This window comes from Enterobacter sp. PTB (assembly GCF_051130085.1).
In the GTDB taxonomy this organism is placed as follows: domain Bacteria; phylum Pseudomonadota; class Gammaproteobacteria; order Enterobacterales; family Enterobacteriaceae; genus Enterobacter; species Enterobacter ludwigii.
In genome coordinates, this window is record NZ_JBDKEE010000024.1 from 45,205 (window position 1) to 63,122 (window position 17,918).

Genomic DNA, 17,918 nt, shown 5'->3' on the forward strand with positions numbered 1-17,918 from the left:
CAGGTTGCCGTTTTGACTGCATCGTGAGGGCATTAGCCCACAGCGATTTACGCGTTTTTCAGCACTTCGCTGACAATCTCTACCGCTTCTTTCTCAATCAGCTTACGATGTTCGTCACCGAGGAAGCTCTCACAATAGATTTTGTACGCATCTTCCGTACCGGATGGACGCGCGGCAAACCAGCCGTTTTCGGTCATCACTTTCAGACCACCGATAGAGGCACCGTTACCCGGGGCCGCCGTCAGACGGGCCGTGATAGGATCACCGGCCAGCGTGCTGGCACTAACCATCTCCGGAGAGAGTTTAGACAGCGCTGCTTTCTGCGCGGAGGTCGCGCCAGCCTGAATACGGTTATAGCTTGGCGCGCCAAAGCGTGCCGCCAGTTCGTTATAGTGTTCCTGCGGATTTTTACCGGTGACAGCGGTGATTTCCGCCGCCAGCAGGCACATGATGATCCCGTCTTTATCGGTAGACCATGGCGTGCCGTCGAAACGCAGGAAGGATGCGCCCGCGCTCTCTTCACCGCCAAAACCGAAGCTGCCGTCGTGCAGACCGTCAACAAACCATTTGAAGCCTACCGGTACTTCCACCAGCTTACGGCCCAGCGCCTCAACCACGCGGTCAATCATCGCCGAGGAGACCAGCGTTTTACCTACAGCCACCTCTTTGCCCCACTGCGGACGATGCTGGAACAGGTAGTTGATGGCAACCGCAAGATAATGGTTCGGGTTCATCAGCCCTGCCGGGGTGACAATACCGTGGCGGTCATAATCCGGGTCGTTGGCAAACGCCAGGTCGAATTTATCACGCAGCGCCAGCAGGCCCGCCATCGCGCACTCGGAAGAGCAGTCCATACGGATTGCGCCGTCTTTATCCAGGTGCATAAAGCGGAAGGTCTGATCAACATGATCGTTAACGATGGTCAGGTTCAGCTTGTAATACTCTGCGATGCGTTTCCAGTATTCGATACCGGAGCCGCCGAGAGGGTCAACGCCCAGCTTCAGACCGGCTTTCTGGATGGCCGCCATATCGACGATATCCGCCAGACCTTCCACAAATGGCTGCACCAGATCCTGCTCTTTCACATGGCCGGATGCCATGGCCGCATCCAGAGAGAGGCGTTTCACCCCTTTCAGTCCATCCGCCAGCAGCGCATTGGCACGATCTTCAACCACTTTCGTGACGTTCGTGTCTGCCGGTCCACCGTTAGGCGGGTTGTATTTGATCCCACCGTCTTCCGGCGGGTTGTGTGATGGGGTGATCACAATCCCGTCAGCCAGCGCGCCGCCTTTTTTGTTGTGGACAAGGATCGCGTTAGAGACCGCAGGGGTCGGCGTGAAGCCGTTATTTTCCTGAACAATGACGTCAACGCCATTCGCCGTCAGCACTTCCAGCACGGAAATGAACGCCGGTTCAGACAGAGCATGGGTATCTTTTCCCACATAGCACGGACCGGTAACGCCGTTTTTAGCGCGCTCTTCCGCGATGGCCTGAGCAATAGCCAGAATGTGCGGTTCGTTAAAGCTATGGCGCGCCGCGCTACCGCGGTGGCCAGATGTACCAAACTTCACTGCGTGTTCTGCGTTGCCCACGACCGGTTTCAGCACGTAATACTGCGCGGTCAGCTGAGCGACGTTAATCAAATCGCTTTGTTGTGCAGGTTGGCCTGCACGGCTGTGATTTGCCATTACCGGGTCCTTCTGATGCAAGGGTTAAATTGTACCGCAAACCTTTTCAATCAATTCCGCCGGGAACTGCATGGACTGCATGATGTGTTCAACCATGCTGCACTTGCGGCCCGTATTGGTATTGGTGATGACCCAGTACGGTGTGCCCGGGACATGTTTAGGTTTGGTTTGGTTGCCATTTTGCAGCAGCGTTTGCTCGTCGCCCGCGAAATAGACGCGGGTACGACCGTGCAGCGACTCGGTCGCTTCAGCAAACGCTTTGTTATCCAGTGAATAGAGTGTAGACAGCACCAGCATGAAGCGGTTAACCGCTTTTTTCTGCTCGGCGTACTCATCAGAGAGCAGCAACTCGCGCATCGCACGTACTTTGTCTTTCACTTGCGCGACGGCAGGTTTTGCTTGTGCAACAACGTTTTGTTGAGACACGACATCTTTAGTGACTGGGGTAGCAGGCTGTGAGGCGGCGGAAATTTTAAGCATGCGCCGTAAAATGTCGGACGCACTCTCCCCGATATGCCGCGTCTGGCTGGCAATATACTGATAGAGTTCGTCATCAACTTCGATTGTTTTCATCTTAATCCAGTGCGATATCTTATCTGAATACAAGTCGTTGGGATTATAAAGTTAAATTCCAACAGCGGATAGCGTCAAACCAGGTTGGCGGCAAAAGTCAGATTAAACTGGAACCTTGCAGCCGGGCGGCAGAATGGTCAACATGATACCCTAACCTGACATACGTAAAAAAAGAACTTTGCCATGAAATTGAATACCCGAGCGCAAACTGCACAATCGCCGAACAATAATTCTCCCATCGTACTGGTTCACGGGCTTTTTGGCAGCCTGGATAACCTGGGGGTGCTGGCGCGCGATCTGGTTACCGATCACGATATTCTGCAGGTCGATATGCGAAATCACGGTCTTTCCGGGCGTTCAGAGGAGATGACCTACGCGGCAATGGCCCAGGATCTGCTCGATACGCTTGATGCCAACCATCTTCAGAAGGTGACGCTCATCGGGCATTCTATGGGCGGCAAGGCGGTAATGGCCCTGACGGCGCTGGCACCGGACAGAATCAACGGTCTGGTCGTGATCGACGTTGCCCCGGTGGATTACGACGTGCGCCGTCATGACGACATTTTTGCTGCCATCAATGCGGTGACAGAGGCTGGGGTTTCAACCCGCCAACAGGCCACAGCCGTCATGCGCGAACATCTAAATGAAGAAGGCGTTATTCAGTTTCTGCTGAAGTCGTTTGTCGACGGCCAGTGGCGTTTCAACGTGCCGGTACTCTGGGCGCAGTACAACAACATCGTCGGCTGGGATACGGTGCCCGCCTGGCAACACCCTACCCTCTTTATTCGCGGCGGTAACTCCCCTTATGTCACCGACGCCTACCGCGACACGTTGCTGGCGCAATTCCCGCAGGCCCGCGCCCATGTCATCGCCGGTGCCGGACACTGGGTTCACGCGGAAAAACCTGACGCCGTGTTACGCGCCATCCGACGCTATCTCTCTGATACTGCGAATTGATTAAAAAGAGAGCGACTGGAAGGTTGCGGGCTTCCAGTCGTTGGCGTGCCGTTTTTGGTGATGTATGATGGCGCGCTCATCGCCCGGGCAATAGCAGGGCGGCTTGTTTCCCCCGAAGTCTCAGAATCATGGCCAAAGAACAAACGGACCGTACGACACTAGATCTGTTCGCGAATGAGCGTCGACCGGGACGACCGAAAACGAATCCGCTTTCGCGCGATGAACAGCTGCGTATTAATAAACGCAACCAGCTTAAACGCGATAAAAATCGTGGGCTTAAGCGTGTCGAACTGAAGCTCAATGCCGACGCCGTCGATGCGCTTAACGAACTGGCTGAAGCGCGTAATATCAGCCGTAGCGAGCTCATTGAAGAGATGTTGATCGCCCAGCTTGAGACGTTGCGCCGCCAGGCATAAGTCTGAAAATCCCCTTTATTACCCTTTTCATGTAGCACAGAGTGCAGTCCTGCGCGATAGCTGTTTCCGCGGGGTTGCCAGTTCTGCTATTATTGCCCTTATCCGTGGACAAATTGCGCCACCATACCATTAAGTTTCAAGAGGTTATTTTACTCATGGCAATCATCGGCATTTTCTTCGGCAGTGATACCGGCAATACCGAAAATATCGCAAAAAACATTCAAAAACAGCTCGGTAAAGACGTTGCCGATGTGCATGACATCGCCAAGAGCAGCAAAGAAGATCTCGAAGGCTATGACATCCTGTTGCTGGGTATCCCAACCTGGTACTACGGTGAAGCCCAGTGTGACTGGGATGATTTCTTCCCGACGCTGGAAGAAGTGGACTTCAACGGCAAGCTGGTCGCCCTGTTTGGCTGCGGCGATCAGGAAGACTACGCTGAGTACTTCTGTGACGCGCTGGGCACTATCCGCGATATCATTGAACCGAATGGTGCAGTTATCGTAGGCCACTGGCCGACTGCCGGTTACCACTTCGAAGCGTCTAAAGGCCTGGCCGATGACGACCACTTCGTGGGTCTGGCGATCGACGAAGACCGTCAGCCAGAACTGACCGCAGAGCGCGTTGAGAAGTGGGTGAAGCAGATCCGCGAAGAACTGCACCTGGACGATATTCTTAACGCCTGATTGTTATTGTGGCGCAACCCCGGTTGCGCCCAGGAACCGGGTCAAACGATTAAATTAATCGCTACAATCTTTTAACTTTTTCGCCCAGACCTGTACAATGTCTCCCAGGTAAAATGGGGTGCCATTGAGTAAGTTTGTCGGTGATACCACGTTTTTATAAGCATACTTTGCCTGAGACTTGCAGTTTTCATTTAGCCATGGCAGTTCTATAATGAGACGCATTATTCCAGGTGCATTTTCTGTCACTTCCTCCAGAAGTGAATCGTTTAGCAACAGGACAGATTCCGCATGACTGACAACAATACCGCATTAAAGAAGGCTGGCCTGAAAGTTACGCTTCCTCGGTTAAAAATCCTTGAAGTGCTTCAGGGTCCAGACAATCACCATGTCAGTGCGGAAGACCTTTACAAGCGTCTTATCGACATGGGTGAAGAGATTGGGCTGGCAACCGTCTATCGCGTGCTGAACCAGTTTGATGACGCGGGCATTGTTACCCGTCATAATTTCGAAGGCGGTAAATCTGTATTCGAACTGACCCAGCAGCAGCACCACGATCACCTGATCTGCCTGGATTGTGGCAAGGTCATTGAATTTAGCGATGATTCCATCGAAGCACGTCAGCGTGAAATCGCTGCTCGTCATGGTATCCGCCTGACCAACCATAGCCTGTATCTGTATGGTCACTGTGCTGAAGGTGATTGCCGCGAAGACGATCACGCACACGACGCCAAATAAGTCGAACTTTCATACTCTGAGCCAGCCGCAAGGTTGGCTTTTTTTTGCCTGTCACCCGGCGAAAAAAAGCCCGGTAAGCACAGCGCCACCGGGCCTTAACACGCTTAATTAATTTCCGTTGTTACTGCGTATTTCCTTCCAGATCTGGTCGCAACGCTTCGCCACTTCCTGATCGTTACCGGTTTTACGCGCCTGAATACAGGCCTGATAGTCCATCACGCGAACATTTTCCTGCGTCGCAAACTGCTCATGCGCCTTCTCTTTCTTCAGCACATTCAGCACGCTCTGGCAGGCTTCAATTTTCTCCGGTGAGCCTTCAGCGGTGTTAATGCAGGCGCTGTAAGCCTCCTTCAGGCGAGAATCTTCTTTCGGTGCCGGGTCCTGGGCGCAAGCCACCAGCCCCGAGGCCAGCAACGCGACGATTACCATATTTTTCATCATGTGCAGTCTCCATTCCGGCGGGACGGAACCCGCCGGAGCGTTCATCAGAAGATAGTGAATGGTGCGATAACCATGAATTTCACGTCACGTTCATCCTGGAAGATGTTGCCGTAACCGCCCGCGTAGCTTGGAATATCAGAGTGGTTGTCATACTGCGTGAAGTGCAGCTTGAACATCGTGCCTTTCGCACGTCCATCCTGCACGGTATAGATGGCATCCAGGCTGTAAGAGGACTCTTTCAGACGGTAGTTCGGATCGTAGTACGCATCCGGTGTGGCCATGTCGCCCGGTTTGGCATCCCAGGCATACGCGTAGGAGGCGCCCACCGCCCAGCCCGGCAGGTTCCAGTTTTTCAGGTCATACATTGCGCCGAAGAAGACCGCTTTTTCGCCGTCGGCGTTGAAGTCAGAGCGGTTATCCCACCAGATATCCAGACGACCGTTGGAAGATGCGTAAGTCGGGGTCATACGCTGCAGGAAGTAGCCCTGCTGCCCTTCCGCCTTCACCCATGTTCCTTCCAGACGCAAATCCACCTGACCCACTTTGTAGCCAAAGGTCAGCGCCTGCAGCCAGGCCGTGCCGTCATAAATATCGTTGACGCCACCATCGCTGACTTTGTCTCGCGTGCCGTAGAACTGGTAACTGGTACTCAACGGACTCCCTGCGATATCAAATTTGTAGCTGGCTTTGGCAAAATACTGATCGATATAGCCTTCAGCCTGACCAAAGGCGGCTTCTAACACGAGGTCGTTTTTAAAATCGTACTTCGCACCCAGCGAGTGGAGGTAATCCACTTTGGTCTTTTTATCGTTCTGGTAAAACTTATCCATTTCGATATGCCACGGGGCTTTGTATTCGTTGGTCCACATATAGGAGAAACTCAACGCACCCGCATCACCGTAGTCAAAGTTAGCGCCAGCTTCAGCGCCCTGGTAAGTACCAGGCATAAAACTCCAGTGTGGCGCTAACAGGGTTTGGCCAGTTGGCTGAATATATCCGCCGCGCGCCCAGACTGGACCATATTTGAATTTCGCAGCGGCTTTATACAGGCTGATACCGCTTTTATCGCCGGACCAGTCTTCTTTATAGGCCTTATTGCTGGACGAGAAGGCAATTTCGTTCGGGTGTCCGCTGTCGCCATTTTCCGCCATTTCAATTGCCGTGAACGCGGCAATATCCAGGCCGAACATATCGGCGGCATAGCCTGACTGGAAGTCGAGGTTGGCGTTCCAGGTAGAGTGAGAAAGGTTGGTTTTGTATTTGTCTTCGGTAACGTCTTTACGGTCACGTTCACGCTGCCAGTAATAAATACCGCCCGTGAGGGTAGAATCTTCGATGAAACCTGCTGCCTTAGCCTCTGGCGCAATCACCAGGCCTGACATTGCTGTCACACCGGCGATAGCCAGCGCCAGCGCACTACGTTTGCCACTGAACGTACGCATAGATTATTCCTCTTTGACGAATTAAAACGCCTGAACGGCGAAAAATATAAAAGACCAAAAGGTCAGGGGTAGTCAGAAATACCCTCGAATTAACTACCGCCTTTAGGTTATTTTTCGCGACGCGAATTATCAATGCTTTTCCGTGGGCAAAAGTCAGGATTATGACGAAGTGCACATAATTAGTAGTGCTTTGTAACATTTAGCGGGAGACGAGATTTGGCGGGGCAAGTCATTAAATTTAAGCCAGTAATTGTGTAAATTACTGGCTATTTTCAGGCCTTCACTCTTTTCAGAAACATACAAACTTTTTTTAGAAAAATAAGTAGCACCACATTGACCTGAATATTGCGCAGACATTATTTTTGCTCGCGCTTAACGATATGATCATTCAATAAAAAAACGCCGCATTACGCGGCGTTTGTCTCTCATTGACCAGAGCAGCATTATTATTCGCCGACTTTAGTCCAGGTATCACGCAGACCAACGGTACGGTTAAACACCGGTTTTTCCGAGGTACTGTGACGGCTGTCGAGGCAGAAGTAGCCTTCACGTTCGAACTGGAACGCTTTGCCCGCTTCAGCGGCTTTCAGAGACGGCTCAGCATAACCCTGCTTGATGACCAGAGATTCCGGGTTGATTGTCGCCAGGAAGTCTTCTGCTGCACCTGGGTTAGGCACGCTGAACAGACGATCGTACAGGCGAATTTCAACCGGCAGCGCATGTGTTGCACTTACCCAGTGGATCACGCCTTTCACTTTGCGGCCATCTGCCGGATCTTTGCTCAGGGTTTCAGCGTCGTAAGAGCAGAAGATGGTGGTGATATTCCCTTCCGCATCTTTCTCAACACGCTCAGCTTTGATCACGTATGCGTTACGCAGACGCACCTCTTTACCCAGCACCAGACGCTTGTACTGCTTGTTCGCTTCTTCGCGGAAGTCAGCACGATCGATCCAGATTTCACCGCTGAACGGCACGTCACGGGTGCCCATTTCCGGTTTGTTCGGATGGTTAGGCATGGAGACCATTTCGCTCGCGCCCTGCGGGTAGTTTTCGATAACCAGTTTTACCGGATCGATGACGGCCATTGCGCGCGGCGCGTTGTCGTTCAGATCTTCACGGATGCAGGATTCCAGAGAGGCGATCTCAATGGTGTTATCCTGCTTGGTCACGCCGATGCGCTTACAGAACTCGCGAATAGACGCGGCAGTATAACCACGGCGACGCAGACCCGAGATGGTTGGCATACGCGGATCGTCCCAGCCCTCAACGTGCTTGTCGGTCACCAGCAGGTTCAGCTTACGCTTGGACATCACCGTGTATTCCAGATTCAGACGAGAGAATTCGTACTGACGCGGATGCACCGGGATGGTGATGTTATCCAGAACCCAGTCGTACAGACGGCGGTTGTCCTGGAACTCCAGCGTACACAGGGAGTGCGTAATGCCTTCCAGCGCATCGCTGATGCAGTGGGTAAAGTCGTACATCGGGTAAATGCACCACTTGTTACCGGTCTGATGGTGTTCAGCGAACTTGATACGGTACAGAACCGGATCGCGCATCACGATGAACGGTGATGCCATGTCGATTTTGGCACGCAGGCAGGCTTTACCTTCCTCGAAGCCACCCGCACGCATTTTTTCAAACAGCGCCAGGTTCTCTTCAACGCTGCGATCGCGGAACGGGCTGTTTTTACCCGGCGCGGTCAGCGTGCCGCGGTATTCGCGGATCTCTTCAGCAGACAGCTCGTCGACATACGCCAGACCTTTATTGATAAGCTCGACCGCATAGGCATACAGCTGATCAAAATAGTCAGAGGAGTAGCAGATATCGCCAGACCAGTTGAAGCCCAGCCATTGCACGTCATTCTTAATAGACTCAACGTATTCGATGTCTTCTTTTACTGGGTTGGTGTCATCGAAACGCAGGTTGCACTGTCCCTGGTAGTCTTGCGCGATGCCAAAGTTCAGGCAGATCGATTTTGCATGACCAATATGCAGGTAGCCGTTTGGCTCCGGCGGGAAACGGGTATGAACTGTGGTGTGCTTACCACTGGCCAGATCTTCATCGATGATCTGACGAATAAAGTTACTCGGGCGGGCTTCAGCCTCACTCATCGTGGATTCCTCAAAGCGTAAACAACGTATAACGGCATATGATCTTATAAGCCGGACGTAGTGACAACCCTTAAAACGTCTCTGAAGAAAATAATGGGGGCAATTGCTGCAAAAAAAAGCGGCGGAGGAAAACCCCCGCCGCTTAAGGCATGACTCTACTCAGGAGCGATTACTTGCCTTTAATCTCATACAGTGGCGTCTGGCCCGCAACGACCTGACCTTTCGCCTGAATCACCAGGCCGCTGAAGTCGTCGATATTGCTGCAAACGACCGGGCTAATCATGGAGCGCGCGTTAGCGTTCAGGTAATCCAGATCCATTTCCAGAATCGGCTGACCTGCCACCACGTCGGCCCCCTCTTCCACCAGGCGAGTAAAGCCCTGACCGTTCAGCGCGACGGTATCGATACCCATATGGACAACGATCTCCGCGCCCTTTTCAGTTTCGAGGCAGAACGCATGGTTGGTGTTGAAGATTTTAACGATGGTCCCGGCAGCAGGTGACACCACGGTTTTGTCCGTTGGTTTCACCGCCACACCGTCACCGACAGCTTTGCTGGCAAACGCTTCGTCAGGCACCTGCTCAATCGCAACCACTTCACCGGTAATCGGTGAAACCAGCGCGGCAATGGTCGTTGCGTTAGGGACGGCCTGCGGTTTTGCCGCCGGGGCTTCCGTCACTGGCACGCTGTTCGCTGCAGAAGCCGCGATCGGTCCACGGGCAACCACTTTCTTCATTTCATCGCCAATCGATTCCGCTTTCGCACCCACGATAACCTGGATGGTCTGCTTGTTCAGTTTCACCACGCCGGATGCGCCAAGGCGTTTACACATGGCATCGTTAACGCGCGCAGAATCACCTACCGTCAGGCGCAGACGGGTAATACATGCATCGATAGCTTTCAGGTTATCCGTACCGCCTACTGCGGCAATATAATTGGTTGCCAGCTGGGTCAGCCCTTCTTCGGTATTGCTGTTAGCTTCGCCAGTAACGATGTCGTCTTTCGTATCTTCGCGGCCTGGTGTTTTCAGGTTAAACATACGAATGACTGCGCTGAACAGAACGAAGTAGATAACGAAGAACACCAGACCCATTGCGACCAGCATCCAGACGTTCTTGCTCGCCGCGGGCAGGTTGTACATCAACACGTAGTCGATCGCGCCGGCGGAGAAGGAGAAGCCCGCATGGATACCCAGCAGCGTTGCAACAAACAGGCTAATACCCGTCAGCACAGCGTGCATGAGGTACAGCAGCGGAGCCAGGAACATGAACAGGAATTCCAGCGGCTCAGTAACACCGGTCAGGAATGCGGTGATGGCAACTGACAACAGCATCCCGCCAACCATTGGACGACGCGCTTTCGGTGCGGCCAGGTACATAGCCAGCGCCGCGCCCGGCAGACCAAACATCATGATAGGGAAGAAGCCCGACATGAACATGCCCGCGGTGCCGTCACCTGCGTAGAAGCGGTTGATATCACCGTGGAATACCGCGCCCGCGGCGTTGGTAAACTCACCAATCTGGAACCAGGCAATGGTGTTCAGCACCTGATGCAGGCCGGTTGGGATCAACAGACGGTTGATGAAACCGAAGATACCCGCACCCACTGCGCCAGCGGAAACAATCCACTCACCGCCCGCATGGATAGCGTGCTGCACCGGTGGCCAGATGTAGCCAAAGATCGCGGCCAGAATCAGACAGAAGAAGCCTGTCGCAATCGGTACAAAACGTTTTCCACCGAAGAAGCTCAGGAAGTCTGGCAGTTTGATCCCCGCCCAACGGTTATAAACAGCCCCGCCGACCAGACCGGTAATGATACCTGCCAGAACGCCCATGTTAATTTCTGGGTTTATCGTCACCATCGCTTTCGTCAGGATGAAGTAACCGACAGCCCCGGCCAGCGCCGCTGCACCCGCGCTGTCTTTTGACCAGCTGGATGCCACACCGATGGCGAAAATCAGCGCCAGATTGTCAAAAATCGCGCCACCCGCTTGCGCGATAAATGGCACATTAAGCAGATCGGGTTGCCCGAATCGCAGCAGCAGTGCTGCAACCGGTAGCACGGCGATAGGGAGCTGCAAAGCCCTACCGAGGCGCTGGAAAAAACCTAAAATATTCATCCTATTCCCCCTACGAGACCCTTATTAAGGCTCGTGCATAAACTATGTTTTTATTGTGTCGACAACGATAAATACAGTTGATGATTCACTGGCATTGTGAGTGTGTGAAAAATTAATTCGTATCGCAAATTAAACACGTATTTTTTGTGATTTTTGTCACCAAATATCGTTAATAACCCTCCCTTTCTCTGGCTAACAGTGAAAACTTATTTTATCATTCAAAAAATCAAGACGGATTGATCCGGCCTGAAAGGTTCCAGGTTACGCTTAGTTCAGGTTCCGATAGCCATCCGCCCACTCTTCTACTTTAACTCTTGAGGTGAACAATGAGACTGATTCCCCTGGCAACTGCTGAACAAGTCGGTAAATGGGCCGCCCGTCATATCGTTAACCGTATTAACGCGTTCAAACCCACCGCCGATCGTCCTTTCGTTCTCGGCCTTCCTACCGGCGGCACGCCGCTGACCGCGTATAAAGCCCTGGTTGAGATGCATAAAGCAGGCCAGGTTAGCTTTAAACATGTTGTGACCTTCAACATGGATGAGTATGTCGGCTTACCCAAGGATCATCCGGAAAGCTACCATAGCTTTATGCACCGTAATTTCTTTGATCACGTTGATATTCCGGCTGAAAACATTAACCTGCTGAATGGAAACGCGCCTGATATTGACGCAGAATGCCGTCAGTATGAAGAAAAAATCCGTTCCTACGGTAAAATCCACCTGTTCATGGGTGGCGTGGGCAACGATGGCCATATCGCGTTCAACGAACCGGCCTCTTCTCTGGCTTCCCGTACGCGTATTAAAACCCTGACCCATGACACGCGCGTGGCAAACTCCCGCTTCTTTGACGGTGATGTTAACCAGGTTCCAAAATACGCCCTGACCGTAGGCGTAGGCACCCTGCTGGATGCCGAAGAAGTGATGATTCTGGTTCTGGGCGGTGTGAAAGCGCAGGCGCTCCAGGCTGCCGTTGAAGGCAACGTTAACCACATGTGGACCATCAGCTGCCTGCAGCTGCATCCAAAATCAGTCATCGTGTGCGACGAACCGTCCACGATGGAGCTGAAAGTGAAAACGCTGAAATACTTCAACGAGTTAGAAGCTGAGAACATCAAAGGTCTGTAATTGAATAACCGCCTCTTCATCAAGAGGCGGCCGCTTTTTTTAACCGGGGGTCGTTATGTACGCTTTAACCCACGGTCGGATTTATACCGGCCATGATATTCTGGATGACCATGCGATTGTTATCGCCGATGGCCTGATTGAACGTGTTTGCCCACTGGCAGAGCTGCCGCCGGGGATTGAACAGCGCTCACTCAATGGAGCAGTAATCTCCCCCGGTTTCATCGACGTACAGCTGAACGGCTGCGGCGGTGTGCAATTTAATGACACCGCGGAGGCGGTGACGGTCGACACGCTGGAAATCATGCAGAAAGCCAACGAGAAATCGGGCTGCACCAGCTATCTGCCAACCCTCATCACCAGCAGTGATGATCTCATGAAACAGGGTATCCGCGTGATGCGCGACTACCTGGCAAAACACCCTAATCAGGCGCTGGGTCTGCATCTTGAAGGACCGTGGCTGAACATCGTGAAAAAAGGGACGCATAACCCGGATTACGTGCGTAAACCTGACGCTGAGCTGGTCGACTACCTGTGTGCCAACGCCGATGTGATCACCAAAGTGACGCTGGCTCCTGAAATCGCGGGACCTGACGTTATCAGCAAACTGGCCGCCGCCGGGATTGTCGTTTCAGCGGGCCATTCAAACGCAACGCAAAAAGAAGCGAAAGCAGGTTTCCGCGCCGGCATTACCTTTGCGACGCACCTGTACAACGCGATGCCGTATATCACCGGTCGTGAACCTGGGCTGGTCGGGGCAATTCTCGATGAGCAGGACGTTTACTGCGGCATTATTGCTGACGGCTTGCACGTCGATTACACCAACATTCGCAACGCCAAGCGCCTGAAAGGCGACAAACTCTGTCTGGTAACCGATGCCACCGCACCGGCAGGGGCAAATATTGAGCAGTTCATTTTTGCCGGTAAAACAATATACTACCGCAATGGACTGTGTGTTGATGAAAACGGTACGCTGAGTGGTTCCTCCCTGACGATGATTGAAGGGGTGCGTAACCTGGTTGAACATTGCGGGATTGCGCTTGATGAAGTCCTGCGTATGGCGACCCTTTATCCTGCGCGCGCGATGGGCGTAGATAAACAGCTTGGCGGAATTGCACCAGGTATGGTTGCAAACCTGACGGCATTCACACACGATTATAAAATTATCAAGACCATCGTTAATGGTAACGAGGTCGTCACTGAGTAAGTAAAAGTATGACACCAGGCGGACAAGCTCAAATCGGTAATGTCGATCTCGTTAAACAACTTAACAGCGCGGCGGTTTATCGTCTGATTGACCAACACGGGCCAATCTCGCGCATTCAGATAGCCGAACAAAGCCAGCTTGCTCCCGCCAGCGTGACAAAAATTACCCGTCAGCTCATTGAGCGCGGACTGATCAAAGAAGTCGATCAGCAGGCCTCTACCGGAGGCCGCCGCGCCATCTCCATTATTACCGAAACCCGCAATTTTCAGGCGATCGGCGTCCGTCTTGGTCGTCATGACACCACCCTTACGCTCTATGATCTGAGCAGCAAAGCCATCGCGGAAGAACACTACCCGCTTCCGGAGCGCACTCAGGAGACGCTGGAACACGCGCTGCTGAATACCATTGAACACTTTATCGAGAGCTGTCAGCGCAAAATCCGTGAACTGATTGCGATCTCGGTGATCCTGCCAGGCCTGGTAGACCCCGAAAGCGGCGTGATCCGTTATATGCCCCATATAAAGGTTGAGAACTGGGGGCTGGTAGATGCGCTGGAAAAACGCTTTAAAGTGACCTGTTTCGTGGGGCACGACATCCGCTCTCTGGCCCTGGCAGAGCACTACTTTGGTGCGAGCCAGGATTGTGAAGATTCGATTCTGGTGCGCGTACACCGGGGGACAGGGGCAGGTATCATCTCTAACGGCCGCATTTTTATTGGCCGCAACGGTAACGTCGGTGAGATTGGTCATATTCAGGTAGAGCCGCTTGGCGAACGCTGCCACTGCGGAAACTTTGGCTGTCTGGAGACGATTGCCGCCAACACGGCGATTGAACAGCGGGTGCGCCATCTGCTTGAACAGGGTTACCAGAGCCGCGTCACGCTGGACGATTGCAAGATAGGGACTATCTGCAAAGCCGCCAACAAAGGCGACGCGCTGGCCTGTGAAGTTATTGAGCAGGTGGGTCGCCATCTGGGTAAAACCATCGCCATCGCCATCAACCTGTTTAACCCGCAAAAAGTGGTGATCGCCGGTGAGATTGTGGAGGCTGAGAAGGTCCTGCTGCCCGCCATTGAAGGCTGCATTAACACTCAGGCGCTGAAAGCCTTCCGCCAGAACCTTCCCGTCGTTCGTTCTAAGCTTGACCATCGCTCAGCAATAGGCGCATTTGCGCTGGTTAAACGCGCGATGCTCAACGGTATTCTGTTGCAACATTTGCTGGAAAGTTGATCGGGTCTTATAGTAACGCCTTCTTTTTTTGATGTCGGAATGTCCATGACCATTAAGAATGTAATTTGTGATATCGACGGCGTGCTGATGCACGACAACGTTGCTGTACCAGGTGCTGCGGAGTTTCTTCACCGCATCATCGACAAAGGAATGCCTCTGGTTCTTCTCACGAACTACCCTTCTCAGACCGGTCAGGACCTGGCAAACCGCTTTGCCACAGCAGGCGTCAACGTGCCGGACAGCGTGTTTTATACCTCTGCCATGGCCACCGCTGATTTCCTCAAGCGCCAGGAAGGAAAAAAGGCCTACGTGGTGGGTGAAGGGGCGCTGATCCACGAGTTATATAAGGCAGGGTTTACCATCACAGATGTGAACCCGGACTTTGTGATCGTTGGCGAAACGCGCTCCTATAACTGGGAGATGATGCACAAAGCCTCTTACTTTGTTGCCAACGGTGCGCGTTTTATTGCCACCAACCCGGATACCCACGGCCGTGGTTTTTACCCTGCCTGCGGCGCGCTGTGCGCCGGTATCGAAAAGATCTCTGGCCGGAAACCGTTCTACGTGGGCAAGCCCAGCCCGTGGATCATCCGTGCCGCGCTGAACAAGATGCAGGCCCACTCTGAAGAAACGGTGATTGTCGGCGACAACCTGCGCACCGATATCCTGGCCGGATTCCAGGCGGGCCTGGAAACCATTCTGGTGCTTTCCGGTGTCTCCACGCTCGACGATATTGACGCCATGCCCTTCCGGCCGAGCTGGATTTATCCCTCCGTCGAAGAAATTGATATTATCTGATCCCAAACCACGCCTCAGCGCGTGGTTTTTTATTTTCACGCCCGATAAACAACCCCACATCTAACAAAACAGCCTATTTATTGCATAATCATCAATAAAAGCGTTCATGACGTACTCGTTTTTCACTATTCGGCAATCCGCATTGCACTATTTCCGTTTTATCCCGTAAAACCCTTGCGCGCCCTCCCCCTTTGCGGCATTTTCATAAGCAAGCAACATTACAAAGCAACAGGATTAACGGAGAAGGTTATGTGTTCAATTTTTGGCGTACTGGATATTAAAACTGACGCAGGCGAACTGCGTAAAAAGGCACTCGAATTGTCCCGCCTGATGCGCCATCGCGGCCCGGACTGGTCCGGCGTGTACGCCAGCGATAAAGCCATCCTGGCACACGAACGTCTGTCCATTGTTGACGTCAACGCTGGTGCGCAGCCGCTGTATAACGAGAAAAAAACACACGCGCTGGCTGTCAACGGTGAAATCTATAACCATCAGGCGCTGCGCGCCGAGTACGGCGACCGTTACGCCTTCCAGACCGGTTCTGACTGTGAAGTGATCCTGGCGCTGTATCAGGAGAAAGGCCCGGAATTCCTCGATGATCTGCAGGGTATGTTTGCCTTCGCCCTGTACGACAGCGAAAAAGATGCCTATCTGATTGGCCGCGACCATATTGGTATTATCCCGCTGTATATGGGTCACGATGAACACGGCAACTTTTATGTCGCCTCAGAAATGAAAGCCCTGGTGCCGGTTTGCCGCACCATTAAAGAGTTCCCGGCAGGAAGTTACCTGTGGAGTAAAGACGGCGAGATCCGTCAGTACTATCAGCGCGACTGGTTCGACTATGATGCGGTTAAAGACAACGTGACTGATAAAGCCGAACTGCGTCAGGCGCTGGAAGATTCTGTTAAAAGCCACCTGATGTCAGATGTGCCTTACGGTGTACTGCTCTCCGGCGGGCTGGACTCGTCCGTGATCTCCGCGATCACCAAGAAATTCGCCGCGCGTCGTGTTGAAGATCAGGAACGTTCAGAAGCCTGGTGGCCGCAACTGCACTCCTTTGCTGTGGGCCTGGAAGGCGCACCGGATCTGAAAGCCGCGCAGGAAGTGGCAAACCATCTCGGTACCGTGCACCATGAGATCCACTTCACCGTGCAGGAAGGTCTGGATGCGATCCGCGATGTTATCTATCACATCGAAACCTACGATGTGACCACCATTCGCGCTTCCACGCCGATGTACCTGATGTCGCGTAAGATCAAAGCGATGGGCATCAAGATGGTGCTCTCCGGTGAAGGGTCTGACGAAGTGTTTGGCGGCTACCTCTATTTCCACAAAGCGCCGAACGCAAAAGAGCTGCATGAAGAGACAGTACGTAAACTGCAGGCGCTGCATATGTTTGACTGCGCACGCGCCAACAAAGCGATGTCTGCCTGGGGGGTGGAAGCCCGTGTTCCCTTCCTGGATAAGAAATTCCTCGACGTGGCAATGCGCATCAACCCGCAGGACAAAATGTGCGGCAACGGCAAAATGGAGAAACATATCCTGCGTGAATGTTTCGAATCCTACCTGCCGGCGAGCGTGGCATGGCGTCAGAAAGAGCAGTTCTCTGACGGTGTCGGGTATAGCTGGATCGACACGCTGAAAGAGGTGGCGGCAAAACAGGTTTCCGATCAGCAACTGGAAACCGCGAGCTTCCGCTTCCCGTACAACACACCAGGCTCCAAAGAAGCGTATCTGTACCGCGAAATCTTTGAAGAGTTGTTCCCGGTGCCGAGTGCGGCGGAGTGTGTTCCGGGCGGCCCGTCCGTTGCCTGTTCTTCGGCTAAAGCCATTGAATGGGATGAATCTTTCAAGTCAATGAACGATCCATCAGGACGTGCGGTAGGCGTACACCAGTCTGCCTATAAGTAATCGAAAAGCATCCAATCAGGCCCTGCGGGGCCTGATTTTTTTTGCCCCCTATTTCACTCCCCAAAAACGATAAATAACCAATAATTGCCGAATATTCGGTCACGCTGTTCGCAACCTAACCAAACAGTCACATTCCGGCTATTTTCGTTGAAAAAGGTGTTGACGCTGCAAGGGTCTATACGCATAATGCGCCCCGCAACGCCGATAAGGTAACGCGAAAAAAAGATGGCTACGTAGCTCAGTTGGTTAGAGCACATCACTCATAATGATGGGGTCACAGGTTCGAATCCCGTCGTAGCCACCATCTTTTTTGCGGGAGTGGCGAAATTGGTAGACGCACCAGATTTAGGTTCTGGCGCCGCAAGGTGTGCGAGTTCAAGTCTCGCCTCCCGCACCATTCCCAGGTAAGCGTTGCACGGATGGGGTATCGCCAAGCGGTAAGGCACCGGTTTTTGATACCGGCATTCCCTGGTTC

General features: G+C 52.9%; 15 protein-coding genes and 2 tRNA genes. 11 read left to right on the forward strand and 6 right to left on the reverse strand.

The annotated features are described in order from the left end of the window. Nucleotides 1-47 precede the first annotated feature (47 nt). Nucleotides 48-1,688, reverse strand: a complete 1,641-nt coding sequence (pgm, locus tag AAIR21_RS22275; protein ID WP_183516527.1) for a phosphoglucomutase (alpha-D-glucose-1,6-bisphosphate-dependent) — start codon at nucleotides 1,686-1,688, stop codon at nucleotides 48-50. 24 nt (nucleotides 1,689-1,712) lie between these two features. Next, on the reverse strand, nucleotides 1,713-2,261 hold the full coding sequence (gene seqA / locus AAIR21_RS22280; protein WP_020884977.1) for a replication initiation negative regulator SeqA: 549 nt from the start codon (nucleotides 2,259-2,261) through the stop codon (nucleotides 1,713-1,715). Nucleotides 2,262-2,444: 183 nt separating this feature from the next. Between seqA and ybfF the strand changes: the two genes are divergently transcribed. From ybfF to fur, 4 genes are all read left to right on the forward strand, one after another. Then, nucleotides 2,445-3,218, forward strand: a complete 774-nt coding sequence (gene ybfF / locus AAIR21_RS22285; protein ID WP_014169149.1) for an esterase — start codon at nucleotides 2,445-2,447, stop codon at nucleotides 3,216-3,218. Nucleotides 3,219-3,346: 128 nt separating this feature from the next. Beyond that, entirely contained in the window at nucleotides 3,347-3,634 is a 288-nt protein-coding gene (gene ybfE / locus AAIR21_RS22290) for a LexA regulated protein (protein WP_014169148.1), read from the forward strand. A 155-nt stretch (nucleotides 3,635-3,789) separates the two neighbouring features. Beyond that, on the forward strand, nucleotides 3,790-4,320 hold the full coding sequence (gene fldA, locus AAIR21_RS22295; RefSeq protein WP_008501067.1) for a flavodoxin FldA: 531 nt from the start codon (nucleotides 3,790-3,792) through the stop codon (nucleotides 4,318-4,320). 288 nt (nucleotides 4,321-4,608) lie between these two features. Then, nucleotides 4,609-5,055 (forward strand): ferric iron uptake transcriptional regulator, encoded by a 447-nt coding sequence (gene fur / locus AAIR21_RS22300; protein ID WP_014169146.1) that lies wholly within the window; start codon nucleotides 4,609-4,611, stop codon nucleotides 5,053-5,055. Between the two features lie 108 nt (nucleotides 5,056-5,163). Here the strand turns inward: fur and chiQ are convergent, their stop codons facing one another. From chiQ to nagE, 4 genes are all read right to left on the reverse strand, one after another. Further along, on the reverse strand, nucleotides 5,164-5,493 hold the full coding sequence (gene chiQ / locus AAIR21_RS22305) for a ChiQ/YbfN family lipoprotein (protein WP_183516661.1): 330 nt from the start codon (nucleotides 5,491-5,493) through the stop codon (nucleotides 5,164-5,166). A gap of 47 nt (nucleotides 5,494-5,540) precedes the next feature. After that, a complete protein-coding gene (gene chiP / locus AAIR21_RS22310) occupies nucleotides 5,541-6,938 on the reverse strand; it encodes a chitoporin ChiP (RefSeq protein ID WP_020884980.1) in 1,398 nt (465 codons plus the stop codon). 446 nt (nucleotides 6,939-7,384) lie between these two features. Further along, nucleotides 7,385-9,052 carry a glutamine--tRNA ligase gene (gene glnS / locus AAIR21_RS22315; protein ID WP_025204665.1) on the reverse strand — a complete coding sequence of 556 codons (1,668 nt, stop codon included), beginning with the start codon at nucleotides 9,050-9,052 and terminating at the stop codon, nucleotides 7,385-7,387. Nucleotides 9,053-9,221: 169 nt separating this feature from the next. Continuing rightward, nucleotides 9,222-11,171: a PTS N-acetyl glucosamine transporter subunit IIABC gene (nagE, locus tag AAIR21_RS22320; RefSeq protein ID WP_183516528.1), complete on the reverse strand. Its 1,950-nt coding sequence runs from the start codon at nucleotides 11,169-11,171 to the stop codon at nucleotides 9,222-9,224. Between the two features lie 326 nt (nucleotides 11,172-11,497). Here nagE and nagB point away from each other — a divergent pair, with 326 nt between their 5' ends. The 7 genes from nagB (at nucleotide 11,498) to AAIR21_RS22355 (ending at nucleotide 17,840) form a co-directional block, all read left to right on the forward strand. Next, nucleotides 11,498-12,298, forward strand: a complete 801-nt coding sequence (nagB, locus tag AAIR21_RS22325; protein ID WP_008501061.1) for a glucosamine-6-phosphate deaminase — start codon at nucleotides 11,498-11,500, stop codon at nucleotides 12,296-12,298. Between the two features lie 55 nt (nucleotides 12,299-12,353). Then, nucleotides 12,354-13,502, forward strand: coding sequence for an N-acetylglucosamine-6-phosphate deacetylase (gene nagA, locus AAIR21_RS22330; RefSeq protein ID WP_044857290.1), 1,149 nt, complete (start codon nucleotides 12,354-12,356; stop codon nucleotides 13,500-13,502). 8 nt (nucleotides 13,503-13,510) lie between these two features. Next, nucleotides 13,511-14,731, forward strand: a complete 1,221-nt coding sequence (nagC, locus tag AAIR21_RS22335; RefSeq protein WP_014169139.1) for a DNA-binding transcriptional regulator NagC — start codon at nucleotides 13,511-13,513, stop codon at nucleotides 14,729-14,731. Between the two features lie 45 nt (nucleotides 14,732-14,776). Then, nucleotides 14,777-15,529: a ribonucleotide monophosphatase NagD gene (gene nagD, locus AAIR21_RS22340; protein ID WP_020884984.1), complete on the forward strand. Its 753-nt coding sequence runs from the start codon at nucleotides 14,777-14,779 to the stop codon at nucleotides 15,527-15,529. A 249-nt stretch (nucleotides 15,530-15,778) separates the two neighbouring features. Continuing rightward, nucleotides 15,779-17,443, forward strand: coding sequence for an asparagine synthase B (gene asnB / locus AAIR21_RS22345; protein ID WP_010428626.1), 1,665 nt, complete (start codon nucleotides 15,779-15,781; stop codon nucleotides 17,441-17,443). Nucleotides 17,444-17,670: 227 nt separating this feature from the next. Further along, nucleotides 17,671-17,747: transfer RNA gene (locus tag AAIR21_RS22350), tRNA-Met, on the forward strand. A gap of 8 nt (nucleotides 17,748-17,755) precedes the next feature. Next, nucleotides 17,756-17,840 (forward strand) — tRNA-Leu (locus AAIR21_RS22355). Nucleotides 17,841-17,918 lie beyond the last annotated feature (78 nt).